Origin of the sequence: Billgrantia tianxiuensis, from assembly GCF_009834345.1 — a bacterium.
GTDB lineage: Bacteria > Pseudomonadota > Gammaproteobacteria > Pseudomonadales > Halomonadaceae > Halomonas > Halomonas tianxiuensis.
Genome location: NZ_CP035042.1, coordinates 4,709,533 through 4,736,184, shown reverse-complemented (window position 1 = coordinate 4,736,184; position 26,652 = coordinate 4,709,533). Strand labels below are relative to the sequence as shown.

Sequence of the window (26,652 nt, the reverse complement as noted above, 5' to 3'; positions counted from 1 at the left end):
GCCCCCAGATAGACGTCAACCGCGGCAGCTGCCGCAGAGATGATTCAAGGCAAACGAATTTTTCGAGGATTTCCTATGGGACGCATCATCGGTATTGACCTGGGGACCACTAACTCCTGCGTGGCCGTGCTCGACGGCGACAGCGCCAAGGTGATCGAGAACGCTGAGGGCGCCCGTACTACCCCTTCCATCATCGCCTATACCGACGACGGCGAGATCCTGGTGGGGCAGGCGGCCAAGCGTCAGGCGGTGACCAACCCGCAGAATACCCTGTACGCCATCAAGCGCCTGATCGGTCGTCGCTTCAAGGACGACGTAGTGCAGAAGGACATCAAGATGGTGCCTTACGGCATCGTCGAGGCCGACAACGGCGACGCCTGGGTCGAGGTGAAGGGTAAGAAGCTGGCACCGCCGCAGGTCAGCGCCGAAGTGCTGAAGAAAATGAAGAAGACCGCCGAGGACTACCTGGGTGAGACCGTCACCGAGGCGGTCATCACCGTGCCGGCTTACTTCAACGACAGCCAGCGCCAGGCCACCAAGGACGCCGGCCGTATTGCCGGCCTCGAGGTCAAGCGCATCATCAACGAGCCCACCGCGGCAGCGCTGGCCTACGGCATGGACAAGTCGCGCGGTGACAAGACCATCGCCGTGTACGACCTGGGCGGCGGTACCTTCGACATCTCCATCATCGAGGTGGCCGACGTCGACGGCGAGACCCAGTTCGAGGTGCTGGCCACCAACGGCGACACCTTCCTCGGCGGTGAAGACTTCGACATGGCGCTGATCAACTACCTGGTCGATCAGTTCAAGGCCGACAGCGGCATCGACCTTTCCGGCGACAACCTGGCCATGCAGCGCCTCAAGGAAGCCGCCGAGAAGGCCAAGATCGAACTGTCCAGCGCCCAGCAGACCGACGTCAACCTGCCCTACATCACTGCCGACAACACCGGTCCGAAGCACCTCAACGTCAAGGTGACCCGGGCCAAGCTGGAGTCGCTGGTGGAAGACCTGGTGCAGCGCTCCATGGGGCCGTGCAAGACCGCGCTGGCCGACGCTGGCCTGTCCGCCTCCGAGATCGACGACGTGATTCTGGTCGGCGGCCAGACCCGCATGCCGCTGGTACAGAAGAAGGTTGCCGATTTCTTCGGCAAGGAAGCACGCAAGGACGTCAACCCGGATGAGGCCGTGGCTGTGGGTGCGGCGATCCAAGGCGGCGTGCTGGGCGGCGACGTCAAGGACGTACTGCTGCTCGACGTCACCCCGCTGACCCTGGGTATCGAGACCCTGGGCGGTGTGATGACGCCGCTGATCGAGAAGAACACCACCATCCCGACCAAGAAGACCCAGACCTTCTCGACCGCGGATGACAACCAGACCGCCGTGACCATCCACGTGCTGCAGGGCGAGCGCAAGCAGGCCGGCCAGAACAAGTCGCTGGGCCGCTTCGATCTGGCCGACATTCCGCCGGCGCCGCGTGGTGTGCCGCAGATCGAGGTGGCGTTCGACCTCGACGCCAACGGCATCCTTAACGTCTCGGCCAAGGACAAGGCCACCGGCAAGGAGCAGTCGATCGTCATCAAAGCCTCCAGCGGCCTCACCGATGAAGAGATCGAACAGATGGTGCGCGACGCCGAGGCTCATGCCGACGAGGACAAGAAGTTCGAGGAGCTGGTGGCCCTGCGCAACCAGGCCGACGGTATGGTCCACGCCGCTCGCAAGACCGTGCAGGAAGCCGGCGAGCACGCCACCGACGAGGAGAAGCAGGCCATCGAGAGTGCCGCCTCCGAACTCGAGGAGGCGCTCAAGGGCGACGACAAGGATGACATCCAGGCCAAGCTGGACAAGCTGACCGAAGCCTCCGGCAACCTGGCGCAGAAGATGTATGCCGCCCAGGCCGAGGCTGCCCAGCAGGCCGGTGGCGAAGGTCAGGAAGCTGGCGCCAAGCCGGAAGAGGACGTGGTCGACGCGGAATACGAAGAAGTCAACGACGACCAGAAGAAGCAGTAATCGCCAAGGCGATACCACGGACGACGGTAGCGCGGGGGACGACTCCCGCGTTGCCGTTTCCGCGGATCGGGCAGATCTGCCTAGACCAGGAGGCGCATGGACCCATGTCCAAACGCGATTATTACGAGGTGCTCGGCGTCGAGCGCGGGGCCGACACCAAAGACATAAAGAAGGCCTACCGACGGCTGGCGCAGAAGTACCATCCGGACCGTAACCCGGGTGACGACACTTCGGCGGAGAAGTTTCGCGAGGTCTCCGAGGCCTACGAGATTCTCTCCGACAGCGAGAAGCGCACAGCCTACGACCAGTTCGGCCATGCGGGAGTCGACGGCCAGGCCGGCGGCTTCGGCGGTGGTGGCTTTGGCGGCGCGGGCGCCGGTGGTTTCAGCGACATCTTCGGTGACGTGTTCGGCGACATCTTCGGCGGTGGCGGCGGTCGGCGCAGCCCCCATGCGCCGCAGCGCGGCAGCGACCTGCGCTACAACCTCGAGCTGGACCTCGAGAGCGCGGTCGCCGGCACCACGGTCGATATTCGCGTGCCGCGCCACGTGGAGTGCGACCGTTGCGACGGCTCCGGCGCCGAGCCGGGTTCCACCAAGGAGACCTGCCCCACCTGTAATGGCCTCGGCCAGGTACGCATGCAGCAGGGCTTCTTCGCCGTGCAGCAGACCTGCCCGACCTGTCACGGCAGTGGTGTGCACATCAAGGTGCCGTGCCACAAGTGCCATGGTGAAGGTCGTATGCGCGAAACGCGCACTCTGTCGGTGAAGATTCCCGCCGGGGTGGATACCGGCGATCGTATTCGCTTGAACGGCGAGGGCGAGTCGGGCATCAACGGCGGCCCTCCCGGCGATCTCTACGTGCAGGTGGCGATCAAGCCGCACCACATCTTCCAGCGCGATGGCAAGCACCTGCAGTGCGAGGTGCCGATCAACTTCGTCGACGCCGCGCTCGGTGGCGAACTCGAGGTGCCGACGCTGGACGGCCGGGTCAAGCTCAAGATCCCGCCCGAGACCCAGACCGGCAAGCTGTTCCGCCTGCGCGGCAAGGGCGTCAAGCCGGTGCGCGGCGGCCCGCCGGGCGACCTGCTGTGCAAGGTGGTGGTGGAGACCCCGGTCAACCTTAACGAGGAGCAGAAGGCCTTGCTGCGCGAACTGCAGGAGAGCCTCGACGGCAGCAACAGTCGCAGCCACTCGCCGAAGAAGACCAGCTTCTTCGACGGCGTGAAGAAGTTCTTCGAGGACATGAAGCCGTAATTCAGGCGGTGGCCCGTTAGCCCCCGGCGCCCTTGGCACCGGGGGCTTTTGCTTTGTGGCGGCGAACCACTGGTTCGCCGGCTCGAACCTCTCGTTCCGCTGAGTGCTGCGTGCCGGGGGTGGCGTTGACCCGTCCCGGCGTCTTAGTCTGTTAGCTCCAATACGAATGGAGATCGTTGCTATGCCGATGTCGCGTGCCGAGATCGTCACCGAGTCCGGGGCGAGGCTGATGAACCGGCTGTGCAAGCACTGGGCGCACAAGCTGGAAGTGGAGCAGGGCGAGGAAGAGAGCCGCGTGGCGTTCGAGGACGGTTCCTGCGTGATGCGCGTCGAGCCGGGCAAGCTGCTGGTGGCCATCGAGGCGCTGGACGAAACGGTGCTCGACCGCCTCGAGGGCGTGGTGGACTCCCACCTGCAGCGCATGGCGGGCGACGAGGAACTGGCCATCGTCTGGGAAAATTGAGCGCGCCGACATCGCTCCGACGCGCCCACCTCGGCATGCTGCTGTGGGCGCTGCTGGTGGGGCTGTCGTTTCCCGCCGTGGGGCTGATGAGCGAGTTGCCGCCGCTGTCGCTCACCGCGCTGCGCTTCGCCATTGCCTGCGCCGGGCTGTGGTGGTTGGTGCGGCGTTCGTCCGATTTTCTGCCCGCCTGGCGACTGCTGCCGCTCTACACGCTGATGGGGCTGTGCCTGGCCGGTTTCTTCGGTGCCATGTTCTGGGCCGCCCATCACGCCACCGCGCTCTCCATGGCCACCCTCTACGTCACCGTGCCGCTACTGGCTTACCTGCTGGGGCTCGGTTTTCGCGTCGAGCGGCCGGGCTGGCAGCTGCCGGCCATCCTCGCCCTGGGCGCGACGGGGGCCCTGGGGCTCGCCTTTGCCGAAGCGCGCAGTCATGGCGAAGCCATGCAGCTGGGTATCGGCGAGGCGGTGTTCTTCCTCGGCTGCCTGTCGTCGGCGCTCTATCCGGTGCTGAGCAAGTGGGGGCTGGCGCGGGAGTGGCTGCCCGAATCGGCGGCGGTGCGCACCTTCTGGAGCCTGGGCCTGGGCGGGCTCGCCATCGGCCTGCTGGGTCTTGCCATCGAGCCCGCTAACCAGCTCCTTTCCATGCGCTGGCAGGATCTGGCCCTGGTGGTCTATCTCGGGCTCTTCTCCAGTGCGCTCACCTTCTGGCTGATGCAGCATGCCACGGCGGTACTCACGCCTGGCGCCGTGACCGCCTACGGCTACATGGTGCCCTTCGTTTCCATGCTGCTGCTGTTTGTCACTGCGCCTGAGCAGATCGGCTGGCACTGGCTACCGGGCAGTGCGCTGGTGCTCGCCGCCATCGGCCTATTGCTGCGTCAGAACGGCGAGAACGCCCACGCTCGTTAATCCAGCTCATCGGCATGTGGCTCGCTGCCCGGCGTAGTGGCCAGTCGCGGAAAGTGCCGGCGAATTTCCTCGTAGAGTTCCCGCACATCCTCCACGTGGCGGCGCGAGAAGTGAAACGGCACCAACTGACCGACCCTGGCCGCGGTGGCAATCTCGCCGCAGGCGCGGGCGGTCAGGTGGCCGGTACGCCGGGCTTGTTCGGCTTGGTCCTGGCGGAACGAGGCTTCGCAGAACAGCACCTCGGTGCCTTGGGCAAGCGTGAGCAGGCGTTCGCGGTTCTCGGGGGTATCACTGAAGTCGGTGGCGTAGACCAGGCGCTGGCCCGGCTGCGAGAACAGCAGCAGCTCCGCCAGCTCAGCGACCGGGCGCCGGCTGCCATCGGGCAGGGCGATATCGCCCTCGTCATCGCGCTCCAGCATGCGCTGCTTGAGCTCGCCGAGCCAGGGTCCCGGTGCCCAATCGTGTGCCTCGAGCCTCTCCTTGCGCACCTTGAGCTGGGTTTCCGGCTCATAGGCGAAGGCCAGCACCGGGGTGCCGTGGTCCAGGGTGGTTGCTCTTACGCGAAAGCCGGGTTCGGCATGGACCACACCGGCTTCCACCTCGCGCGGGGAGAGCGCCTTCATCGGCTGGCCTGCCACCAGGCGGTAATGTGCCAGGCGCTCGCCGTGCAGCTCGAAGACTTCGAAGCGGGGTGCCTTCTCCTCCACCCGATCCCACAGGATGCCGCGCAGAAAGCCATCCAGATGGGCGGCGAGCCCGGGTGGGCCGTAGATCCGGCAGGCCGAGTAGTCGCCGATGCGCGAGCGCAGCAGCCATAGGAAGCCGCCGATGTGGTCGACGTGGGCGTGGCTGATGAAGACGTCGCTGATCTGGTGGGCCAGCCGTGCCGGCAGCCGGCCGGGATCGCCCAGGTCGAACAGCAGGCTGCGCTTGCGGTGACGCAGGCGCAAATGCAGCAGCGGGTCGCCGAACACGCCGTTGGCCAGAGTGGCGCGCACGCTACCCAGGCGCAGCGTTGGGCGCGGGCCGGCGAGCCGCTCTTCCAGCGCCAGGGTAAGCGCCGGCTCTTCTTCTCTGTATATAGAGGATGTCCTGGGCGGTGGGGCATGTGCTGCGGTGCCGAGGCCGCCCTCGCAACGACGAACGGCGTCGCGTATCACCAGTCTGCGGGGCGTGGCAGTCAGCACGGGCGCCAACAGTCGCAGCATGTCGTCCTCCAGAGCCAGCACCTCGCCCAGTGCCAGGCTGCTGCCGACGTCGTCGAGCAGTCCGATCTGGCGTCCCTGCCAGGCGTGAGCGGCATCGCGCGGTGGCGGCGTGCCGAGGATGGCCAGCGCTGCCAGGGACAACTCCTGTTCCTTCGCCTCAGCCAGGTAGGCATCCCACGCCGCGGTGCGCCACTCTTTACGCTGTTGCTTGCCGGGGTGCCGGGCCGCGGGGTCGGCCGGCAGGTGCAACGTGGCGAGACCCAATGTGGCCCGCTCGTGTGGATACGGGTCGGGCTGGTGGGCCGGCGCCAGGCGCACCACGGCATCTACACCAGCGGCGCCGGCCAGCGCCGGCAGCAGCTCGGCGCCACCGATGCCGCGTTCCACGCCGGGTGTGTCGACCAGTAGTGCGCCGGGCCCGGCTCGTTCGGCCAAGCGGCGAACCGCCTCGACCAGGGGCAGGCGGAAGCGGGCGCTGTCCAGGGTGGCGAGCGCCTCGAAGGTCTCCAGATGCCAGTCGCCCAGTCGCTCGTCCCAGCGCCCCAGGCACACGGCGCCGGGTGGACCGAAGCCGGGCAGGCCGGGGTCGGCGGTCAGGCAGCGGCACACCTGGCCGCGCCCGGCCAGGGCGGCGGCCGCACTTCGCGCCAGGGTGCTCTTGCCGCTGCCGGGCGGGCCGGTCAGCAGCACGCGCGGATGACGTTCGAGCAGCTCGAGCAGGGCGGCTTCATTGGCGGAGGTGGGTGGCATCGGAGTCGGCATGGCGTTCCTTGCTTGGGGAGCGTCATATCCAGTGTGGGTGATAGTCGCTACCCTGCCCAAGCGCTCGGTCAGGCGGGCCGTGGGTCTGGTATACTGCCTCGATCCCCACTCGTCAGATTTCGCAGGAGTCCGCATGACCCGTATCGCCATCGTCGGTGTCGCCGGCCGCATGGGCCGCACCCTGGTCAACGCCGTGCAGGAGGATGCTGGCGCCACCCTGGCCGGCGGTATCGTCGAGCCGGGCAGTTCGCTAGCCGGGGCCGATATCGGCGAGCTGGCGGGTCTCGGCAAGCTGGGCGTCGCCGCGGTGGATTCCCTCGACGCCATCGTCGACGACTTCGACGTGCTGATCGATTTCACCGCGCCCCAGGTCACGCTAGCCAACCTGGCCTTCTGCGCGGCGCACGGCAAGCGCATGGTGATCGGCACCACCGGGCTTGCCGACGACGAGCTGGCCGAGCTCGACGGCTATCGTGACAGGCTGCCCTTCGTCTTTGCCCCCAACATGAGCGTGGGGGTGAACCTGACCCTCAAGCTGCTCGAGACGGCGGCCCGGGCGCTGGGCGACGAGGGCTACGACATCGAGGTGATCGAGGCCCACCACCGGCACAAGGTCGACTCGCCCTCCGGCACCGCGCTGAAGATGGGCGAGGTGGTGGCCGAGGCGCTGGGGCGCACGCTCAAGGAGCACGGCGTGTTCGAGCGTGTCGGCCAGTGTGGGCCGCGGGATCCCAAGGAGATCGGTTTTGCCACGGTGCGTGCCGGCGATATCGTCGGCGAACACACGGTGATGTTCGCTACCGAGGGCGAGCGCATCGAGATCACCCACAAGGCCTCTAGCCGCATGACTTTCGCCAAGGGCGCGGTGCGGGCGGCACGTTGGGTCGCCGACAAGAACAACGGGCGGTACGGTATGCAGGACGTGCTGGGCTTGGACTAAAGGGGTGGTCGAGAAGGGCAGAATCCTGTAACATCTCCAAAATTTTGGCCGGGCGCCTGAAATACAGCAGTCCAACTGCGCGCTTGTTGCGTGGCCAGCCCCGAGCAAACAGAGACAACAAGCGGGATGAAACCGGTTCCATCGGCTTCGTCCCGCTTTTTTACGAGCCAAATCTGTCGCCGCGACGATAGCCGCCGAGCCTGCGCCCCTCAGGCTCGCATCAGCATGGGAGGACCTTGTCTTGAACAGCCCCGCATTGAGCAGACCCGCGATACTGGCCCTGGAAGACGGCAGTGTGTTTCACGGCACCGCCATCGGCGCCGATGGGCAAACCAGCGGCGAGGTAGTGTTCAATACGGCCATGACCGGCTATCAGGAGATCCTCACCGATCTCTCCTATACCCGACAGATCGTGACCCTGACCTACCCGCACATCGGCAACACCGGCATCAACGCCGAGGATGTCGAGTCGGGCTCGATCGCCGCCGCCGGGCTGGTGATCCGCGACCTGCCGCTGATTGCCAGCAACTTCCGCTCCGAACAGTCGCTCTCCGACTACCTCAAGAGCCAGAACGTGCTCGGCATTGCCGATATCGACACCCGCCGCCTGACTCGCATCCTGCGCGACAAGGGTGCCCAGAACGGCGCGATCCTGGCCGGCAGTGAAGCCGAGGGCGACGACGCCGTTGAGCGGGCGCTGGCCGTGGCGCGGGAGTTCCCCGGGCTCAAGGGCATGGACCTGGCCAAGGAGGTCTCGTGCCGCGAGGCCTACGAGTGGAACGAGGCGGAGTGGGTGCTGGGCCAGGGCAACGTCGATGCCAGTGGCAGCGAGCGTCCCTTCCACGTGGTGGTCTACGACTATGGCGTGAAGTACAACATCCTGCGCATGCTGGCCTCGCGCGGTTGCCGGCTCACCGTGGTGCCGGCCCAGACCCCGGCCGCCGACGTGCTGGCGCGTAACCCGGACGGCATCCTGCTGGCCAACGGTCCCGGCGATCCCGAGCCCTGCGACTACGCCATTGCGGCGATCCGCGAGATCCTCGAGACCAACGTGCCGGTGTTCGGCATCTGCCTCGGCCACCAGCTGCTGGCCCTGGCCGCCGGCGCCAAGACCGTAAAGATGAATCACGGTCACCATGGCGCCAACCATCCGGTGCAGGACCTCGACTCCGGCCACGTGATGATCACCAGCCAGAACCACGGCTTCGCCGTCGACGAAGCGAGCCTGCCGGGCAACGTGCGCGCCATTCACCGTTCGCTGTTCGACGGCACGCTGCAGGGCATCGAGCTGACCGACCGTCCGGCCTTCAGCTTCCAGGGGCACCCGGAAGCGAGCCCCGGACCGCGCGACGTGTCGCCGCTGTTCGACCGCTTCGTGACGATGATGCGCGAGCGCCGCTGAGCGGCTCCCATCGTCTTATCGCCTGATTTCAACGAATCCAGCCGCGGGAACCGACATGCCCAAGCGTACCGACATAAACAGCATCCTGATCATTGGCGCCGGCCCCATCGTCATCGGCCAGGCGTGCGAATTCGACTACTCCGGCGCCCAGGCCTGCAAGGCGCTGCGCGAGGAGGGCTTCCGGGTCATCCTGGTCAACTCCAATCCGGCCACCATCATGACCGACCCGGCCATGGCCGACGCCACCTACATCGAGCCGATTACCTGGCAGGCGGTGGAGAAGATCATCGAGGCCGAGCGTCCCGATGCCATCCTGCCCACCATGGGTGGCCAGACCGCGCTCAACTGCGCGCTCGACCTGGACAAGCATGGCGTGCTCGAGAAGTACGGCGTGGAGATGATCGGTGCCAACGCCGACGCCATCAACAAGGCCGAGGACCGCGACCTGTTCGACCAGGCCATGAAGCGCATCGGCCTGGAGTGCCCCAAGGCCGAAGTCGCCCACACCATGGAGGAGGCCTGGCGCATCCAGGAGTCGCTGGGCTTCCCGGTGATCATTCGCCCCTCCTACACCATGGGCGGTTCCGGCGGCGGCGTGGCCTACAACAAGGAGGAGTTCGAGGAGATCTGCACCCGCGGCTTCGAACTCTCCAACAACCACGAGCTGCTGATCGACGAGTCGCTGCTGGGCTGGAAGGAGTACGAGATGGAGGTCGTTCGTGACAAGAACGACAACTGCATCATCGTCTGCTCGATCGAGAACTTCGACCCCATGGGCGTGCACACCGGCGACTCCATTACCGTGGCCCCGGCGCAGACGCTGACCGACAAGGAATACCAGATCATGCGCGACGCATCGCTTGCGGTGCTGCGCGAGATCGGCGTCGAGACCGGCGGCTCCAACGTGCAGTTCGGCGTCGACCCCAAGACCGGGCGCATGGTGGTCATCGAGATGAACCCGCGGGTGTCGCGCTCCTCGGCGCTGGCCTCCAAGGCCACCGGCTTCCCGATCGCCAAGATCGCCGCCAAGCTGGCGGTGGGTTACACCCTGGACGAGCTCTCCAACGACATCACCGGCGGGCGTACCCCGGCGTCGTTCGAGCCGTCGATCGACTACGTGGTTACCAAGATCCCGCGTTTCACCTTCGAGAAGTTCCCCCAGGCCAACGACCGCCTCACCACCCAGATGAAGTCGGTGGGCGAGGTGATGGCCATCGGGCGTACTTTCCAGGAGTCGCTGCAGAAGGCGCTGCGCGGCCTGGAGACCGGCAACGACGGCCTCGACCCCAAGGTGAGCGAGTTCACCGAGGAGGCCATGCAGCACATCAAGGGTGAGCTGCAGGCCGCCGGCGCCGACCGCATCTTCTACGTCGCCGATGCCATGCGTGCCGGCATGAGCGTGGAGGATATCTTTGCCCTGACCAAGATCGATCCCTGGTTCCTCGTCCAGTTGGAGGACCTGGTACGCATCGAGCACGACGTGGCCAAGCGCTCGCTCTCCGAGCTCAGCGCCCAGGAGCTGTTTGGCCTCAAGCGCAAGGGCTTCTCCGACGCACGCCTGGCCAAGCTGCTCGGCGTATCCGAGAAGGAGTTCCGCAAGACCCGCCAGAAGGCCGGGATTCGTCCGGTCTACAAGCGCGTCGACACCTGTGCCGCCGAATTCGCCTCGGACACCGCCTACATGTACTCCACCTACGAGGAGGAGTGCGAGGCCGAGGTCAGCAGCCGTCAGAAGATCATGGTGCTGGGCGGCGGGCCCAACCGTATCGGCCAGGGCATCGAGTTCGACTACTGCTGCGTCCATGCCGCCTTCGCCATGCGCGACGACGGCTATGAGACCATCATGGTCAACTGCAACCCGGAAACCGTCTCTACCGACTACGACACCTCCGACCGTCTCTACTTCGAGCCGGTGACCCTGGAGGACGTGCTGGAGATCGCCGACAAGGAGCAGCCAGTCGGCGTGATCGTGCAGTTCGGCGGCCAGACCCCGCTGAAACTGGCCCGCGAGCTCGAGGCCGCCGGCGTGCCGATCATCGGCACCACCCCCGACGCCATCGACCGCGCCGAGGACCGCGAGCGCTTCCAGCAGATGATCGACAAGCTGGGCCTCAAGCAGCCGCCCAATGCCACCGCGCGCAGCTTCGACGAGGCCTTCGTCAAGGCCGAGGCGATCGGCTACCCGCTGGTGGTGCGCCCGAGCTACGTACTCGGCGGCCGCGCCATGGAGATCGTCTACTCGGCCGACGAGCTGGAGAACTACATGACCCACGCGGTCAAGGTCTCCAACGACTCGCCGGTACTGCTCGACCACTTTCTCAACGCCGCCATCGAGATCGACATCGACGCCGTTTCCGACGGCCACGAAGTGGTGATCGGCGGCATCATGCAGCACATCGAGCAGGCCGGCGTGCACTCCGGCGACTCCGCCTGCGCGCTGCCGCCCTACTCACTGCCCGCCGAGGTGCAGGACGAGATGCGCGATCAGGTCAAGCGCATGGCCATCGAGCTCGGCGTGGTGGGCCTGATGAACGTGCAGCTGGCGTGGCAGGACGGCGAGATCTACGTCATCGAGGTCAACCCGCGCGCCTCGCGCACCGCGCCCTTCGTCTCCAAGTGCATCGGCACCTCGCTGGCCCAGGTCGCCGCGCGCTGCATGGCCGGCAAGACCCTCGCCGAGCAGGGCTTCACTCGTGAGATCGTGCCGCACTTCTACAGCGTCAAGGAAGCGGTGTTCCCCTTCAACAAGTTCCCCGGCGTCGACCCGATCCTGTCGCCGGAGATGAAGTCCACCGGTGAGGTGATGGGCTCGGGCGATACCTTCGCCGAAGCCTTCTACAAGGCGCAGTTGGGCGCCGGCGAGGCAATTCCCAAGCTCGAAGGCGAGCGCAAGGCGTTCCTCTCGGTGCGCGAACCGGACAAGGCGGGAGTTATCGAGATCGCTCGTTCTCTGCTAGGATTGGGATTCACCCTTTGCGCGACCCGCGGCACCGCCGCCGCCCTCGAAGCCGCCGGCCTCGAGGTGGAGGTCGTCAACAAGGTTTACGAAGGTCGTCCGCATATCGTCGATCTGCTCAAGAACGACGACATCGCCTATATCGTCAATACCACCGAGGGTCGCCAGGCGATCAACGACTCCTCGGTGATCCGTCGTACCGCGCTGGCCCGCAAGGTACCCTATGCCACCACCCTGGCAGGGGCGAGTGCCGTTTGCATGGCGTTGGAGTATGGCAATGCGATCACGGTGCGGCGGCTACAGGAACTGCATGCAGGAGCAACGCAATGAACAAGGTCCCGATGACCGTTGCCGGCGAGGCACGCCTGCGCAAGGAGCTCGAGGAGCTCAAGGGCGAGGCGCGTCCCAAGGTGATCGCGGCAATCGCTGAAGCCCGTGAGCACGGCGATCTCAAGGAGAACGCCGAATACCACGCGGCTCGCGAGCAGCAAGGTTTCATCGAAGGGCGTATTCAGGAGATCGAGAGCAAGCTCTCCAATGCCCAGGTGATCGACGTGACCAAGCTGCCGCAGACCGGCAAGGTGATCTTCGGCGTCACTGTCGAGCTGATCAATCTCGGCAACGACGAGGAGGTGAGCTACCAGATCGTCGGCGAGGACGAAGCCGACATCAAGGCCGGCAAGATCTCGGTCACCTCACCCATCGCCCGCGCCCTGATCGGCAAGGAGGAGGGCGACGTGGTAGTGGTCAGCACGCCGGGTGGCGAGGTCGAATACGAGATATCCAGCGTCGAGCATCGCTGAGCTACGAGCTACGAGCTACGAGCTACGAGCTACGAGCTACGAGCTACGAGCCAGAAAAAGCCCGCGACAGTTTGTCGCGGGCTTTTGCGAAGTTGCTCGCGGCCCGGAGCCCGGGGCTCGCCGCTGGCGCGTCAGCGCCTAGTGGCGCCCGTGGTGATTCTCGAAGCGCTTGACGTTGGATAGCTTGGGGTTGGCCTGAGGGTTCCTGCGATAGAGCAGCGCCATCTTGCCGATGGTCTGCACGCGCTCGGCGCCACTGGCGGCCAGCAGCTCCTCGAGCATCGCGGCGCGATCGTCGCGCTCGGCCAAGGCCAGCTTCACCTTGATCAGTTCGTGATCGGCGAGCGCCCGCTCGAGTTCGGCCAGCACGCCCTCGGAGACGCCGTTCTCCGAAACCGTCACCACCGGGTTCAGGTGGTGGCCGATGCTGCGAAATGCTTTCTTTTGTGCCTGTGACAAGCTCATGGTATCTTGCGTCTTCCCGGTTGCGCGTAACCTGTCATGGTACGGTGAAATGCGCGCTGGCGAAAGCATGGCAGGCCTGGGTCAAGGCCTTGGCCAGCTCCGCGTCATACCGAACCCGGCCTGTGCTTCCAGCCGGCGGTTCGGAATCTTCAGTCAAGGTGATCTGTGGCTCGATCCACTTCCTCGTCCCACGGCGGTGCGTCCGATACGTCACGTCGGCAGCGCGGCGGCAAGCATGGCGCCAGCAAGAGTTCGGCCTCGTGGCTCAAGGAGCACTTCGATGATCGCTTCGTCCAGCAGAGCTGGCAGGATGGCTATCGCAGTCGCGCCAGCTACAAGCTGCTTGCGCTTGATGAAAAGGACCGGCTGTTCAAGCCCGGCATGAGCGTGATCGATCTGGGCGCGGCCCCCGGCGGCTGGAGTCAGGTGGCAGCCGACCGTGTAGGACCGGAAGGGCTGGTCATCGCCTCCGATATCCTCGAGATGGATGCCTTGGCCGGCGTCGAGTTCATCCAGGGCGATTTCACCGAAGAGGCCGTGCTAGAGGCGATTCTCGCTGCCCTCGATGGACGCCCGGTGGACCTTGTGATGTCCGACATGGCCCCCAACATGAGTGGTATGAGCGCCATCGACCAGCCCCAGGCGATGTATCTGGTGGAGCTGGCGCTGGACCTGGCGCGCCAGACGCTGCGACCCGGTGGACGCTTCCTGGCCAAGGTGTTCCAGGGCGAAGGTTTCGATGCCTACCTGAAGGAGCTGCGCAGCAGCTTCACCAAGGTGGTGACGCGCAAGCCGGAGGCCTCCCGCGCCCGTTCGCGAGAAGTCTACCTGCTGGCGGAAGGATTTCGCGGCTGAGCCGACAAGATGGCTCGACGCTTCCCGACCAGCCACGGCTGGTCCGATAGAGACAGACTAACGGCGCAATGGCCGGACAGCACGGCCCAACTGTGTCACAGTGTGGGTCAGGAAGGCTGGGCGGCCGGCGGAACATGCCAGGCCCGCCTGTGGTCAATACTGTGGTTCCTTGTGGTCTACAGTGCCAGGCGTTACGGCCGAGAGATGCTTGCAATGAGGGTGGTCCCTTGAACGATATGGCGAAGAACCTGATCCTGTGGTTGGTCATCGCGGCGGTGTTGCTGACGGTGTTCAACAACTTCTCTGTCGATGGCACGCCGCAGACGATGAACTATTCCCAGTTCGTCCAGCAGGTGCAGAACCAGCAGATCCGCAGTGTGACCATCGATGGTTACACGATCACCGGCGAGCGTGCCGATGGATCGCAGTTCCAGACCATCCGGCCGGCGGCGGAAGACCCCAAGTTGATGGACGACCTGCTCTCCAACAACGTCACCGTGATTGGCCGTGAGCCGCAGCAGCAGAGCCTATGGACCCGGCTGCTGATTGCCAGCTTCCCGATCCTGCTGATTCTCGCCATCTTCATGTTCTTCATGCGTCAGATGCAGGGGGGCGCCGGTGGCAAGGGCGGCCCCATGAGTTTCGGAAAGTCCAAGGCCAAGCTGCTCTCCCAGGACCAGATCAAGACCACCTTCGCCGACGTAGCCGGCTGCGACGAGGCCAAGGAGGAGGTCGAGGAGCTGGTCGACTTCCTGCGCGATCCCTCCAAGTTCCAGCGCCTGGGCGGCACCATCCCGCGCGGCGTGCTGATGGTAGGCCCGCCGGGCACCGGCAAGACGCTGCTGGCGAAATCCATCGCCGGCGAGGCCAAGGTGCCGTTCTTCTCGATCTCAGGCTCCGACTTCGTCGAGATGTTCGTCGGCGTGGGTGCCTCCCGCGTGCGCGACATGTTCGAGCAGGCCAAGAAACAGGCGCCCTGCATCATCTTCATCGACGAGATCGACGCCGTGGGCCGCTCGCGCGGCGCCGGCATGGGTGGCGGCAACGACGAGCGCGAGCAGACGCTGAACCAGCTGCTGGTGGAGATGGACGGCTTCGAGGCCAATGAAGGCATCATCGTCATTGCCGCCACCAACCGTCCCGACGTGCTCGACCCGGCGCTGCTGCGTCCGGGCCGCTTCGACCGCCAGGTGGTGGTGCCGCTGCCCGACATCCGCGGCCGCGAGCACATCCTCAACGTGCACCTGCGCAAGGTGCCGCTGGCCGACGACGTCAAGCCGTCGCTGATCGCCCGCGGTACGCCGGGTTTCTCCGGTGCCGACCTGGCCAACCTGGTCAACGAGGCTGCGCTGTTCGCCGCGCGGCGCAACAAGCGCCTGGTGGGCATGGAGGAGCTGGAGCTGGCCAAGGACAAGATCATGATGGGCGCCGAGCGCCGTTCCATGGTCATGACCGACAAGGAGAAGCTCAACACCGCCTATCACGAGTCGGGTCACGCCATCATCGGCCTGGTGATGCCGGAGCACGACCCGGTCTACAAGGTCACCATCATTCCGCGCGGCCGCGCCCTGGGCGTGACCATGTTCCTGCCCGAGCAGGATCGCTACAGTCTGTCGCGCCAGCAGATCATCAGTCAGATCTGCTCGCTGTTCGGCGGACGTATCGCCGAAGAGATGACGCTGGGGCCGAACGGGGTTACCACCGGTGCCTCCAACGACATCAAGCGTGCCACCGAGTTGGCTCACAACATGGTCGCCAAGTGGGGGCTCTCCGAGGAGATGGGGCCGATCATGTACGACGAGGACGAGTCGCACCAGTTCCTCGGCGGCCCGGGGCAGGGCGGCGGCAAGCTGAAGTCCGGCGAGACCACCACCCGGCTCGACAAGGAAGTGCGCAAGATCATCGATGAGTGCTATGCCAAGGCGAAGCAGATCCTCGAGGAGAATCGCGACAAGCTCGATGCCATGGCCGAGGCGCTGATGCAATACGAGACCATCGATGCCGACCAGCTCAAGGACATCATGGAGGGCCGCAAGCCACGCCCGCCCAAGGACTGGGAGGATGGCGATTCCGGCAGCGGTGCGCCGATCACCGGCGAGGCCGAGCCGAAGGCCGAGGAAGAGTCTGCGCCGCAGCCTACCGACGGCGGCGATAGTGGCGACGGCCACGGTGATGAAGACGAGGACGAGGAGCCTCGCCGTCGTCCCTCCGACCCGCTGGGCGGCCCCGCCGGGTCGTGATGACCGCAGCAAGCCATCAGGCGCCCCAACGGGGCGCCTTTGCCGTGAGACAAGCACGACCCAGGCCTGCGCCACAGGATTCATGACATGACAGATACACCCTCACCGACCTGGCTGCCGTGTGGGCGGCACCGCCTCGATCTCTCCTATCCCCGTGTCATGGGGATTCTCAATGTCACCCCCGATTCCTTCTCTGACGGTGGCCATCATATAGCCGTCGACGACGCCCTGCGCCACGCCGAACGCATGCTGGCGGAAGGGGCGGCGATCATCGACGTAGGCGGCGAATCGACCCGCCCCGGATCGCAGCCGGTCACCACCCAGCAGGAGCTGGACCGAGTGGCGCCGGTGGTCGAGCGCCTGGTATGCGAGCTTGACGCGCTGGTCTCGGTGGACACCAGCAACCCCGATGTGATGCGCCAGGCCGCGGCGCTAGGCGCCGGCATGATCAACGACGTGCGCGCCCTGCAGCGGGAAGGTGCTCTGGAGGCGGCGCTCGGTACGGGGTTGCCGGTGTGCCTGATGCACATGCAGGGCGAGCCGCAGGACATGCAGCAAGCGCCCCGCTATGATGAGCCCATCGAGGAAGCGGTGCATGGCTTTCTGGCCGCCCGTGTGGCGGCCTGCGAGGCGGCCGGCCTGCGCCGTGAACGCCTGCTGATCGATCCCGGTTTCGGCTTCGGCAAGACCGTCGAGCACAACCTGCGGCTGCTCAAGCGCATGGAACGGCTGGCAGAGCTCGAGCTGCCGCTGCTGGTGGGTCTGTCGCGCAAGAGCCTGATCGGCAAGGTGCTGGGCCGGCCGGTGGAGGAGCGCCTATCCGGTGGACTGGCGCTGGCGTCGCTGGCGGTCGAGCGTGGTGCCCGAATCCTTCGCGTTCATGATGTCGGCCCGGTCATGGATGCGGTGAACATGACCTGGGCCGTGCTAAGGGAAGGCTGCGAGCATGACTAGAAAATACTTCGGTACGGATGGCATACGCGGAACGGTCGGGGAGTACCCCATCACGCCGGACTTCATGCTCAAGCTGGGCTGGGCCATGGGCCGGGTTCTGGCCCGCGAGTCGGGGCGCGCCCGGGTGCTGATCGGCAAGGACACACGCATATCGGGCTACATGTTCGAGTCGGCCCTCGAGGCAGGGCTCTCCGCCGCCGGTGTCGATGTCGCGCTGCTCGGCCCGATGCCTACCCCGGCCATTGCCTATCTCACGCGGACCTTCCGCGCCGACGCTGGCATCGTCATCTCGGCTTCGCACAACCCCTTTGCCGACAATGGCATCAAGTTCTTCTCCACCGAGGGAACCAAGCTCGCGGATGCGCTCGAGGAGCGGATCGAGGCGATGCTCGACGAGCCGCTAACCACAGTGGCGGCGGGCAAGCTGGGCAAGGCGATGCGTATCGATGACGCCGCCGGCCGCTACATCGAGTTCTGCAAGTCGACGATCCCCAACCGGGTCAGCCTGCATGGGCTGCGCATGGTGCTGGATTGCGCCCACGGCGCTACCTACCACATCGCGCCCAGCGTCTTCCGCGAGCTGGGCGCCGAGGTCAGCCTGGTCGGGGCCAGCCCAGATGGCCTCAACATCAATCGTGAAGTGGGCTCGACTTCGCCAGCGACGCTGCGCGCCGCAGTGATCCAGCAAGGCGCCGACCTGGGTATCGCCTTCGACGGCGACGGCGACCGGGTGCTGATGGTGGATGCCGATGGCCGCGAGATCGACGGCGACGACATTCTCTACCTGATCGCCCGCGACCGGCATGAGCGCGGCCAACTGGTCGGCGGCGTGGTCGGCACCCTGATGACCAACTTCGGCCTGGCCATGGCGCTCGAGCAGATGGACATTCCCTTCGAGCGCGTCAAGGTGGGCGATCGCTACGTGGTCGAGCGCCTGTTGGAGAATGGCTGGCAGCTGGGTGGCGAGTCCTCCGGTCATATCGTCTGTGCCGACGTGCAGAGTACTGGCGACGGCATCGTCTCGGCGCTGCAGGTGCTGGCGATCATGGTCAACGAAGGCAAGCCGTTGCAGGCCCTGCTTGCAGGGCTGGAAAAGGTGCCCCAGGCACTGGTCAACGTGCGCCTGACACCGGGCAGCGACGCCAAGGCGCTGATGGAGAGCCCGGCGGTCAAGGACGCCGTGGCTGCCGTGGAAGCTGAGCTGGGCGACGAAGGGCGCGTGCTGCTGCGCCCCTCGGGCACCGAGCCGCTGATCCGGGTGATGGTCGAGGGGCGGGCGCACCTCGACGTCGAGGCCCTGGCCGGCCGTCTTGCCGCCCAGGTCGAGGGTGAGCTGGGTTGACATCCGCGACAGCGGTTGTCTTGACCTGGCGCCTCCTATACCATTTCGCTCCACTTTGACGGAGGACGCAGCATGCGAACGCCGCTGATCGCCGGGAACTGGAAAATGAACGGTTCGGCCGCGCTGGTCGAAGAGTTCGGGCATGCCTTTGCCGAGGCGAGGCTGCCGGCATCGCTGGACGTGGCCGTCCTGCCGCCCTTTCCTTATCTGGACGCTGCGCGGCGGGCCTTCGAGGGGACGCCGCTGCGCCTGGGCGCCCAGACCCTGAATCCGCTGCACTCCGGCGCGCATACCGGCGAAGTGAGCGGACGCATGCTCAGGGAGTTCGGCGTCGAGTATGCCTTGGCGGGCCACTCGGAGCGACGCCAGCTCTACCGGGAAGGAGACGAGGCCGTGCTCGACCGGCTGCTGGCCGCGCTGAACGTTGGCATCACGCCGATCCTTTGCGTGGGCGAGACCCTGGAAGAGCGCGATGCCGGCCAGACCATGGACGTGGTGCTGCGTCAGGTGGGTTACGTGATGGCGCGCCTGGAGCCCGACCAGCGCTCGCGTGTCGTCATCGCCTACGAGCCGGTGTGGGCCATCGGTACGGGGCGCACGGCCACGCCGCAGCAGGCCCAGGAGGTCATGGCCGGTATCCGGCAGTATCAGGCCGGCTTCGACCGTGAGCTTGCGGCAGGCCTACGCCTGCTGTACGGCGGCAGCATGAATGCCAGCAACGCGGCTGAGCTGTTGGCCCAGCCAGACATCGACGGCGGCCTGGTGGGCGGCGCTTCGCTCAAGGTCGACGATTTCCTAGCCATTTGTCAGTCAGCAGGTTGAATCCATGCAAGTTGCCATTCTCATGATTCATGTGGCGATCGCCATCGCCCTGGTCGTTCTTATCCTGCTGCAGCAGGGCAAGGGCGCCGAAGCCGGTGCCGCCTTCGGCGGCGGCGCCTCTCAGACCGTGTTCGGCTCGCGCGGCACCGGCGGTTTCCTGTCGCGTACCACGGCGGTGCTGGCGGCAGCCTTCTTTGCCACCTCGCTGACCCTGGCCTACTTTGCCAGCCAGGCGGGTCAGGCACCGGAGGCGGGCATTCCCGATGCGCGACTGATCGAGCAGCAGCGCGGTCTGCCGACCCTTGACGACGATGCCCGCGATGTGGATAATACCGCGCCAGTGCTGGAGGAAAGCGACGACTGAGTCGCGGTTCCGGCAATCAAGCAAGCCGAAGTGGTGGAATTGGTAGACACGCTATCTTGAGGGGGTAGTGACCTTACGGTCGTGCGGGTTCAAGTCCCGCCTTCGGCACCATCTGAAAGGCTGCGATCACATGCGATCGCGAGTCGTCAGAAGCAGGATTGGCACCAGGAAGATGGTAGGCAGGGCTTCGCGGTCGCCTTGACTCGAGCCGGCATCGCGCCTACAATCGCCGACCTGGAATGTTGCGGGGTGGAGCAGTCTGGTAGCTCGTCGGGCTCATAACCCGAAGGTCATCGGTTCAAATCCGGTCCCCGCTACCATTTTCCGGTCATGCTATCCGCAGGATGCATGGCGTCGGAAATGGTACTACAGGTTTCTTGTGAAAGGCCCCTTCCTGCGAAGGGGCTTTTTGTTAGCAGCATACTGTCGGCCCTTGGTCGGCAGCGCTGTCCGGGCAACGCCAATCAGCCACCTAGCTTTCCTGTTCACTCCCGGCCAGGTGCCTGATGCAACGGCTGTAGGAGCTTTCTCTGTGGCACTCAAGGACGCTGCGCTGCATGCGCTGATCGAACCGGTGGTCACCGCCATGGGATTCGAGCTCTGGGGGATCGACTATCGTCCCCAGGGCAAGCACTCCCGGTTGGTGATCTACATTGATCATGCCGACGGTGTGAGCGTGGATCACTGCGCCGACGTCAGTCGCCAGGTCAGTGCCGTGCTCGACGTGGAAGACCCCATTCCGGGTGAGTATCGCCTGGAGGTGTCGTCGCCGGGCATGGATCGTCCGCTCTTCACCCTCGATCAGTTCGCACGCTTCGCTGGACACCAGGTGGCCTTGAAGCTGCGTGTCCCGTTCGATGGGCGGCGCAAGTTCCAAGGGCTGCTGGCTGGCGTCGAAGAAGACGAAGTGCTGCTGCGGCTCGACGGTGAAGAGTACTGTTTTCCTATCGAAAGCATTGACCAGGCGCGGGTGGTACCCCAATTCGAAGACTGAAGTCGCCGGCCAAGGTTGGTGCACAAGAACAGGTTTTCTGGCGAGGCATAGGCATGAGTAAAGAAATTCTGACGGTCGTCGACGCGATCTCCAACGAGAAGGGCGTGCCCCGTAATGTCATCTTCGAAGCCGTCGAAGCTGCGCTGGCCAGCGCATCGCGCAAGCGCTTCGAGGGTCGCGAGGTCAGCGTGCGGGTGCATATCGACCGCACCACCGGCGACTACGAGACCTTCCGCCGCTGGGAGGTGGTGGAAGACGATGAGTTCGAGAATCCCGACGCCGAGATCAAGGAGTCCTTCGCCGCGCGCCGCGAGCCGCCGCTCAAGCTGGGCGACGTGGTCGAGGAGCAGATCGAGAACGCCGCCTTTGGCCGCATCGCTGCCCAGACCGCCAAGCAGGTCATCGTGCAGAAGGTGCGCGAGGCCGAGCGCGCCGAGGTAGTTCGCCAGTATGCCGAGCGCGAGGGCGAGCTGGTCGCCGGCATCGTCAAGAAGACCACTCGCGATGGTCTGATCATCGACCTGGGCGACAACGCCGAGGCGTTCCTGCCGCGCAGCGAGATGATTCCCGGCGAGCGCTACCGCATGAATGACCGCGTTCGCGCCCTGCTGGTCAAGGTCGACGCCGAGGCGCGCGGCGCCCAGCTGATTCTGTCGCGTACCTGCCCGGAACTGATCATCGAGCTGTTCAAGATCGAGGTGCCGGAGATCGCCGAGCAGCTCATCGAGATCAAGGGCGCGGCGCGCGACCCTGGCTCGCGAGCCAAGATCGCGGTCAAGACCAATGACCGGCGCATCGATCCGGTTGGCGCCTGCGTCGGCATGCGTGGTTCCCGCGTACAGGCGGTATCGAGCGAGCTGCAGAACGAGCGGGTCGACATCATCCTGTGGGACGACAATCCGGCCCAACTCGTCATCAACGCCATGGCGCCGGCCGACGTCGCTTCGATCCTGGTCGACGAGGATGCGCATGCCATGGACGTGGCCGTGGCCGAGGACAACCTGGCCCAGGCCATTGGCCGCAGCGGTCAGAACGTGCGTCTGGCTTCGGAACTCACCGGCTGGCGCATCAATGTCATGACCGAGGGCGAGGCGGAGGACAAGCGCGAGCAGGAGATCGATAGCCTGGTCGAGCACTTCATCCAGCACCTCGATATCGAAGATGACCTTGCTCGCCTGCTGGTGGAGGAGGGTTTCACCACGCTGGAGGAAATCGCCTACGTGCCCCTCGAGGAGATCCTCGAGATCGAGGAGCTCGATGAAGAACTGGTAGAAGAACTGCGTGCTCGTGCCAAGGATGAACTGCTGACGCTGGCCATCGCCTCCGAGGAGGAGCTGGATGGTGCGCAGCCGGCCGACGACCTGCTGCAAATGGACGGCATGGAGCGTCACCTGGCCTTCATCCTGGCGAGCCGGGGCATCGTCACCATGGAGGACCTCGCCGAGCAGTCCGTCGACGATTTGATGGACATCGAGGACATGGACGAGGAGCGCGCTGCAGCACTGATCATGACTGCCCGTGCGCCCTGGTTCGAGAACGAACAGTAAACGGGTCACGGGCTGAGGAGGGTCGAGATGTCGGAAATGACCGTTAAAGATTTTGCAGCGAAGGTGGGGCGCGATGTGCCCCGTCTGCTGGAACAGATGAAAGAAGCCGGGCTCGAGCACAAGTCCGAAAGCGATGCCGTGTCCGAGGAGGACAAGCGCAAGCTGCTCGACTACCTGACCAAGAGCCACGGCGGTGGCGGTGCCGGAGCGCGCAACCGCATCACGCTGACGCGCAAGACCAAGAGCCGGATCAAGACCGGTGAGCGTGGCAAGACCATCGAAGTGCAGGTGCGCAAGAAGCGTACCTACGTCAAGCGTGCCGAAGAGGAAGAGGCGCCCAAGCCGGAGCCGATGGAAGAGACTGGGCCGCGCCAGCTCGTCGGCGACATGGCTGAGGCCGAAGCTGCCCGCGAGGCACGCGAAGCGGAAGAGGCCAAGGCGCGTGCCGAGCAGGCCGAGCGCGAGGAGGCCGCCAAGGCCGAGGCGGCCAAGACTGCTGCCGAGCCTGAAATCCCCGTGCCCGAACTCGAGGAGGAGCCCGAGGAAGTCGCGGCCGAGCCGGAGCCGCCCGCGCCGCCCAAGGAGGGCCGTACCGATCGCCGTACTGCGCCGCCCAAGAAGGCCTCGGCCAAGAAGGGGCGTCATGACCGCGACGACGACGACCGTGACGATCGCGAGGAGCGTCGCCGTGGTGGCGGCGGCAAGAAGGTCAAGCGCGCCGAGCGCCGCGGCGGCCGCCGTGGCTCCAGCCAATCCGGTGGCGGCAAGCATGGCTTCCAGAAGCCGACCCAGCCGATCGTGCGCGAGGTTTCGATCCCCGAGTCGATCAGCGTCGCCGACCTGGCCGACAAGATGTCGATCAAGGCCAACGAAGTCATCAAGACCATGTTCACCATGGGTGCGGCGGTGACCATCAACCAGACCATCGATCAGGACACCGCTGCCATCGTGGTCGAAGAGATGGGCCACAAGCCCAAGCTGATCAAGGACGACGCGCTGGAAACCGAGATGCTCGAAGGCATCTCCTACGAGGGCGAGGAGATCACCCGTTCACCGGTGGTCACGGTGATGGGCCACGTCGACCACGGCAAAACCTCGCTGCTCGATTACATCCGTAAGGCCAAGGTAGCTACCGGCGAGGCTGGCGGCATCACCCAGCACATCGGCGCCTACCACGTCGAGGACGAGCACGGCGGCGTGACCTTCCTCGATACCCCGGGTCACGCGGCGTTTACCGCCATGCGTGCGCGCGGTGCCAAAGCGACCGACGTGGTCATCCTGGTGGTGGCGGCCGACGACGGCGTCATGCCCCAGACCATCGAGGCGATCGAACACTCCAAGGCGGCCGACGTGCCCATGGTGGTGGCGGTCAACAAGATCGACAAGCCGGCGGCCGATCCGGACCGGGTCAAGAACGAACTGTCCCAGCACGGCGTCATCTCCGAGGAGTGGGGCGGCGACACCCAGTTCGTGCATGTCTCGGCCAAGACCGGCGAAGGCATCGAGGATCTGCTGGAAGCGATCCAACTGGTCTCCGAGGTGCTCGAGCTCAAGGCCGTGCCGGAAGCGCCTGGCAAGGGCGTGGTGGTCGAATCGCGCCTCGACAGAGGCCGCGGCCCGGTGGCCACCGTGCTGGTCCAGAACGGTACCCTGAAGAAGGGCGATATCGTGCTGGCCGGCCTGCACTACGGCCGTGTGCGCGCACTGACAAACGAGCTCGGCCAGCAGGTCGACGAGGCGGGCCCCGCCATGCCGGTGGAGATTCAGGGTCTCGACGGCACGCCGGACGCCGGTGACGACTTCATGGTCGTGGCCGACGAGAAGAAGGCCCGTGAGGTCGCCAACTTCCGTCAGGGCAAATACCGCGAGGTGCGCCTGGCACGTCAGCAGAAGGCCAAGCTGGAGAACATGTTCAGCCAGATGGGCCAGGACGAGGTGGCCAAGGTCAACATCGTGCTCAAGGCCGACGTGCAGGGCTCACTGGAAGCGATCAAGGGCGCCCTCGAGGAGCTCTCCACCGACGAAGTGCAGGTGGCCGTGGTCTCCTCCGGCGTGGGTGGCATCACCGGAACCGACGCCAACCTGGCGCTGGCCTCGGAGGCCATTGTGGTCGGCTTCAACGTGCGTGCCGACGCCGCGGCCCGTGAGATCATCGAGCGCGAAGGCCTGGACCTGCGCTACTACAGCGTCATCTACCAGCTGATCGACGAGGTCAAGCAGGCCATGAGCGGCATGCTGGCACCGGAGTGGAAGGAAGAGATCGTCGGCGTGGCCGAGGTTCGCGACGTCTTCCGCGCACCGAAGATCGGCGCCGTGGCCGGCTGTATGGTGGTCGAGGGCACTGTCTTCCGTAACAAGAAGATCCGCGTGCTGCGCGACAACGTCGTCATCTACGAGGGCGAGCTCGAGTCGCTTCGCCGCTTCAAGGACGACGTGCAGGAAGTGCGCAGCGGCATGGAATGCGGTATCGGCGTCAAGAACTACAACGACGTTCAGGTCGGCGACAAGATCGAGGTCTTCGATCAGGTCAAGGTCGAGCGGACGCTGTAACCGCAGCGGGAGTGAAGCATGCGCGAATTCAAGCGTACCGACCGGGTCGGCGACCAACTGCAGAAGGAGCTGGCCGTGCTGATCCAGCGCGAGGTCAAGGACCCGCGCCTGGGCATGGTCACCGTCAGCGGGGTCACGGTGAGCCGTGATCTCGGCTACGCCGACGTTTATGTGACCCTGCTCGGCGAGGACAGCCCCGAGCGCATCAAGGAGAACCTCAAGGTGCTCCGGCAGGCGGGAGGTTTTCTGCGCAGCCAGATCGCCCGGCGCATCAAGCTGCGTCACGTGCCGGAACTGCGCTTCCACTATGACGAGAGCGTGGTGCGTGGCCAGCGGCTCTCCTCGCTGATCGACGAAGCGGTCGAGAGCGACCGTGCTCGCCACGCCGACGACGAGCACGAGTCGGGCGACGGGGAGAGCGCGACTGATGGCGCGCCGCCGCCGTGGCCTGCCGATCAATGGCGTGCTGCTGCTCGACAAGCCCAAGGGTGCGTCGAGCAACCATGCCCTGCAGCGGGTACGACGCCTGCTGCAGGCGCAGAAGGCGGGCCATACCGGCACGCTGGACCCGATGGCCACCGGGCTGTTGCCAGTGTGCCTAGGCGAGGCGACCAAGTTCTCGGCGCACCTGCTCGAGGCCGACAAGGTCTATCGTACCCGGGTGCAGCTCGGCGCGGTGACCGACACCGGCGACGCCGAGGGCGAGGTGGTCGAGCGCTGCGAGGTGCCGTCGCTGACGGTGGCGGGCATCGAACGCGTGCTTGAGCGCTTTCGCGGCGTGATCGAGCAGGTACCGCCGATGTACTCCGCGCTCAAGCACCAGGGACGCAAGCTTTACGAACTGGCCCGCGAGGGCAAGAGCGTCGAGCGTGCAGTGCGGCGCGTGACGGTGTATGATGCCCGGCTGCTCGCCTTCGAAGGCGACGCCTTCGAACTTGAGGTGCGAGTGAGCAAGGGCACCTACATCCGCACTCTGGCCGAGGACATCGGCCGGGCACTCGGCTGTGGGGCTCACATTACCGCTCTGCGGCGGCTCGCCACCGGCCCCTTCGACAGTGAAGGCATGCTGCCGCTGGAGGCACTGGAGGCGCTGTCGGGCCAGGATGAACGCGAGGCGGCGTTGCTGCCGGTCGACGTGCTGGTGGCGCATCTGCCCAAGCTTGAGGTCGACGAGCGCGCCAGGCAGCGGCTCATGCACGGCCAGGCGGCCAGCGTCGATGCTGCCGGCGAGAAGACCGGCAAGCTGACGAGGCTCTACTGCGACGAGACCTTTCTCGGGCTCGGCGTGGTGACGGGGCCACAGGAGGTGGCACCGAAACGGCTGCTCAATACGGCAGCCGAGTGAGGGGCGGCGCGAGCCTGTCCCCCAAGGAGAGACGCCCGAGACTGCAAATATGCGTGGTCTCACACATTCACGTTTCAGGCATATTGCTTACTGGAGATACAGATGGCACTTACCGCTGAACAGAAGGCCGAGATCGTCAAGGAATTCGGCCGTGGCGACAACGACACCGGTTCCCCCGAGGTTCAGGTGGCCCTGCTGAGCGCCAACATCGACGGCCTGCAGGACCACTTCAAGACCAACAAGCAGGATCACCACTCTCGTCGTGGCCTGATCCGCATGGTCAACCAGCGCCGCAAGCTGCTGGACTACCTGAAGCGCAAGGACCTGGCGCGCTATCAGGCGCTGATCCAGCGCCTCGGTCTCCGTCGTTAAACGACGCGAAGCTGGAAACGAAGCGGGCAGCCCCATGGGGCTGCCCGTTTTGCGTTTTCAGGGGCAAAAGCGGCGGTATAGGTGGCTCTCACGC

General features: G+C 65.5%; 21 protein-coding genes, 2 tRNA genes and 1 pseudogene. 22 read left to right on the top strand and 2 right to left on the bottom strand.

The window, feature by feature from the left end; all coding sequences use genetic code 11:
• The first annotated feature begins 75 nt into the window (after nt 1–75).
• The 4 genes from dnaK (at nt 76) to EKK97_RS22170 (ending at nt 4,637) form a co-directional block, all read left to right on the top strand.
• Nucleotides 76–2,007: a molecular chaperone DnaK gene (gene dnaK / locus EKK97_RS22185; protein WP_159555285.1), complete on the top strand. Its 1,932-nt coding sequence runs from the start codon at nt 76–78 to the stop codon at nt 2,005–2,007.
• A gap of 104 nt (nt 2,008–2,111) precedes the next feature.
• Complete coding sequence (gene dnaJ / locus EKK97_RS22180) at nt 2,112–3,263, top strand: molecular chaperone DnaJ (RefSeq protein ID WP_159555283.1); 1,152 nt, start codon at nt 2,112–2,114, stop codon at nt 3,261–3,263.
• Nucleotides 3,264–3,444: 181 nt separating this feature from the next.
• Complete coding sequence (locus EKK97_RS22175) at nt 3,445–3,726, top strand: DUF2218 domain-containing protein (RefSeq protein WP_159555281.1); 282 nt, start codon at nt 3,445–3,447, stop codon at nt 3,724–3,726.
• Between the two features lie 35 nt (nt 3,727–3,761).
• Nucleotides 3,762–4,637, top strand: coding sequence for a DMT family transporter (locus tag EKK97_RS22170; protein WP_159555279.1), 876 nt, complete (start codon nt 3,762–3,764; stop codon nt 4,635–4,637).
• Here the strand turns inward: EKK97_RS22170 and EKK97_RS22165 are convergent.
• Nucleotides 4,634–6,607: an MBL fold metallo-hydrolase gene (locus EKK97_RS22165; RefSeq protein ID WP_159555277.1), complete on the bottom strand. Its 1,974-nt coding sequence runs from the start codon at nt 6,605–6,607 to the stop codon at nt 4,634–4,636. The two genes, EKK97_RS22170 and EKK97_RS22165, sit on opposite strands and share 4 nt — an antisense overlap.
• Before the next feature lie 133 nt (nt 6,608–6,740).
• On the opposite strand from EKK97_RS22165, the gene dapB reads away from it, so the two are divergent.
• The 4 genes from dapB to greA all read left to right on the top strand — a co-directional run bounded on the left by dapB (nt 6,741) and on the right by greA (nt 12,708).
• The gene (gene dapB / locus EKK97_RS22160; RefSeq protein WP_159555275.1) at nt 6,741–7,547 is read left to right on the top strand and encodes a 4-hydroxy-tetrahydrodipicolinate reductase; all 807 of its coding nucleotides are present in this window, start codon (nt 6,741–6,743) and stop codon (nt 7,545–7,547) included.
• A 256-nt stretch (nt 7,548–7,803) separates the two neighbouring features.
• Nucleotides 7,804–8,949: a glutamine-hydrolyzing carbamoyl-phosphate synthase small subunit gene (gene carA, locus EKK97_RS22155; protein WP_201297155.1), complete on the top strand. Its 1,146-nt coding sequence runs from the start codon at nt 7,804–7,806 to the stop codon at nt 8,947–8,949.
• Between the two features lie 55 nt (nt 8,950–9,004).
• The gene (carB, locus tag EKK97_RS22150) at nt 9,005–12,235 is read left to right on the top strand and encodes a carbamoyl-phosphate synthase large subunit (RefSeq protein ID WP_159555271.1); all 3,231 of its coding nucleotides are present in this window, start codon (nt 9,005–9,007) and stop codon (nt 12,233–12,235) included.
• Nucleotides 12,232–12,708: a transcription elongation factor GreA gene (gene greA, locus EKK97_RS22145; RefSeq protein WP_159555269.1), complete on the top strand. Its 477-nt coding sequence runs from the start codon at nt 12,232–12,234 to the stop codon at nt 12,706–12,708. Before carB ends, greA begins: the two co-directional genes overlap by 4 nt.
• Before the next feature lie 138 nt (nt 12,709–12,846).
• Here the strand turns inward: greA and yhbY are convergent, their stop codons facing one another.
• Nucleotides 12,847–13,173: a ribosome assembly RNA-binding protein YhbY gene (gene yhbY / locus EKK97_RS22140; protein WP_159555266.1), complete on the bottom strand. Its 327-nt coding sequence runs from the start codon at nt 13,171–13,173 to the stop codon at nt 12,847–12,849.
• Nucleotides 13,174–13,338: 165 nt separating this feature from the next.
• On the opposite strand from yhbY, the gene rlmE reads away from it, so the two are divergent.
• From rlmE to rpsO, 14 genes and pseudogenes are all read left to right on the top strand, one after another.
• Nucleotides 13,339–14,028: a 23S rRNA (uridine(2552)-2'-O)-methyltransferase RlmE gene (gene rlmE / locus EKK97_RS22135; protein ID WP_159555264.1), complete on the top strand. Its 690-nt coding sequence runs from the start codon at nt 13,339–13,341 to the stop codon at nt 14,026–14,028.
• A 227-nt stretch (nt 14,029–14,255) separates the two neighbouring features.
• Nucleotides 14,256–16,268: an ATP-dependent zinc metalloprotease FtsH gene (gene ftsH / locus EKK97_RS22130; protein ID WP_159555262.1), complete on the top strand. Its 2,013-nt coding sequence runs from the start codon at nt 14,256–14,258 to the stop codon at nt 16,266–16,268.
• Nucleotides 16,269–16,355: 87 nt separating this feature from the next.
• Complete coding sequence (gene folP / locus EKK97_RS22125; RefSeq protein WP_159555260.1) at nt 16,356–17,222, top strand: dihydropteroate synthase; 867 nt, start codon at nt 16,356–16,358, stop codon at nt 17,220–17,222.
• Nucleotides 17,215–18,564, top strand: coding sequence for a phosphoglucosamine mutase (gene glmM, locus EKK97_RS22120; protein ID WP_159555258.1), 1,350 nt, complete (start codon nt 17,215–17,217; stop codon nt 18,562–18,564). The genes folP and glmM overlap by 8 nt, the downstream gene beginning before the upstream one ends.
• A gap of 72 nt (nt 18,565–18,636) precedes the next feature.
• Nucleotides 18,637–19,386 carry a triose-phosphate isomerase gene (gene tpiA, locus EKK97_RS22115; RefSeq protein WP_159555256.1) on the top strand — a complete coding sequence of 250 codons (750 nt, stop codon included), beginning with the start codon at nt 18,637–18,639 and terminating at the stop codon, nt 19,384–19,386.
• Between the two features lie 4 nt (nt 19,387–19,390).
• A complete protein-coding gene (secG, locus tag EKK97_RS22110) occupies nt 19,391–19,750 on the top strand; it encodes a preprotein translocase subunit SecG (RefSeq protein ID WP_159555254.1) in 360 nt (119 codons plus the stop codon).
• Nucleotides 19,751–19,774: 24 nt separating this feature from the next.
• A tRNA-Leu gene (locus EKK97_RS22105) sits at nt 19,775–19,861 on the top strand.
• 132 nt (nt 19,862–19,993) lie between these two features.
• Nucleotides 19,994–20,070: transfer RNA gene (locus tag EKK97_RS22100), tRNA-Met, on the top strand.
• Nucleotides 20,071–20,282: 212 nt separating this feature from the next.
• Complete coding sequence (gene rimP, locus EKK97_RS22095) at nt 20,283–20,744, top strand: ribosome maturation factor RimP (protein ID WP_159555252.1); 462 nt, start codon at nt 20,283–20,285, stop codon at nt 20,742–20,744.
• Between the two features lie 53 nt (nt 20,745–20,797).
• Nucleotides 20,798–22,291 carry a transcription termination factor NusA gene (gene nusA / locus EKK97_RS22090; protein WP_159555250.1) on the top strand — a complete coding sequence of 498 codons (1,494 nt, stop codon included), beginning with the start codon at nt 20,798–20,800 and terminating at the stop codon, nt 22,289–22,291.
• A 27-nt stretch (nt 22,292–22,318) separates the two neighbouring features.
• Nucleotides 22,319–24,841, top strand: coding sequence for a translation initiation factor IF-2 (gene infB / locus EKK97_RS22085; protein WP_159555248.1), 2,523 nt, complete (start codon nt 22,319–22,321; stop codon nt 24,839–24,841).
• 18 nt (nt 24,842–24,859) lie between these two features.
• Nucleotides 24,860–25,258: pseudogene (gene rbfA, locus EKK97_RS22080) on the top strand (30S ribosome-binding factor RbfA); the annotation flags it as partial.
• A gap of 10 nt (nt 25,259–25,268) precedes the next feature.
• On the top strand, nt 25,269–26,186 hold the full coding sequence (truB, locus tag EKK97_RS22075; protein WP_159555246.1) for a tRNA pseudouridine(55) synthase TruB: 918 nt from the start codon (nt 25,269–25,271) through the stop codon (nt 26,184–26,186).
• Between the two features lie 102 nt (nt 26,187–26,288).
• A complete protein-coding gene (rpsO, locus tag EKK97_RS22070; protein ID WP_086510454.1) occupies nt 26,289–26,558 on the top strand; it encodes a 30S ribosomal protein S15 in 270 nt (89 codons plus the stop codon).
• Nucleotides 26,559–26,652 lie beyond the last annotated feature (94 nt).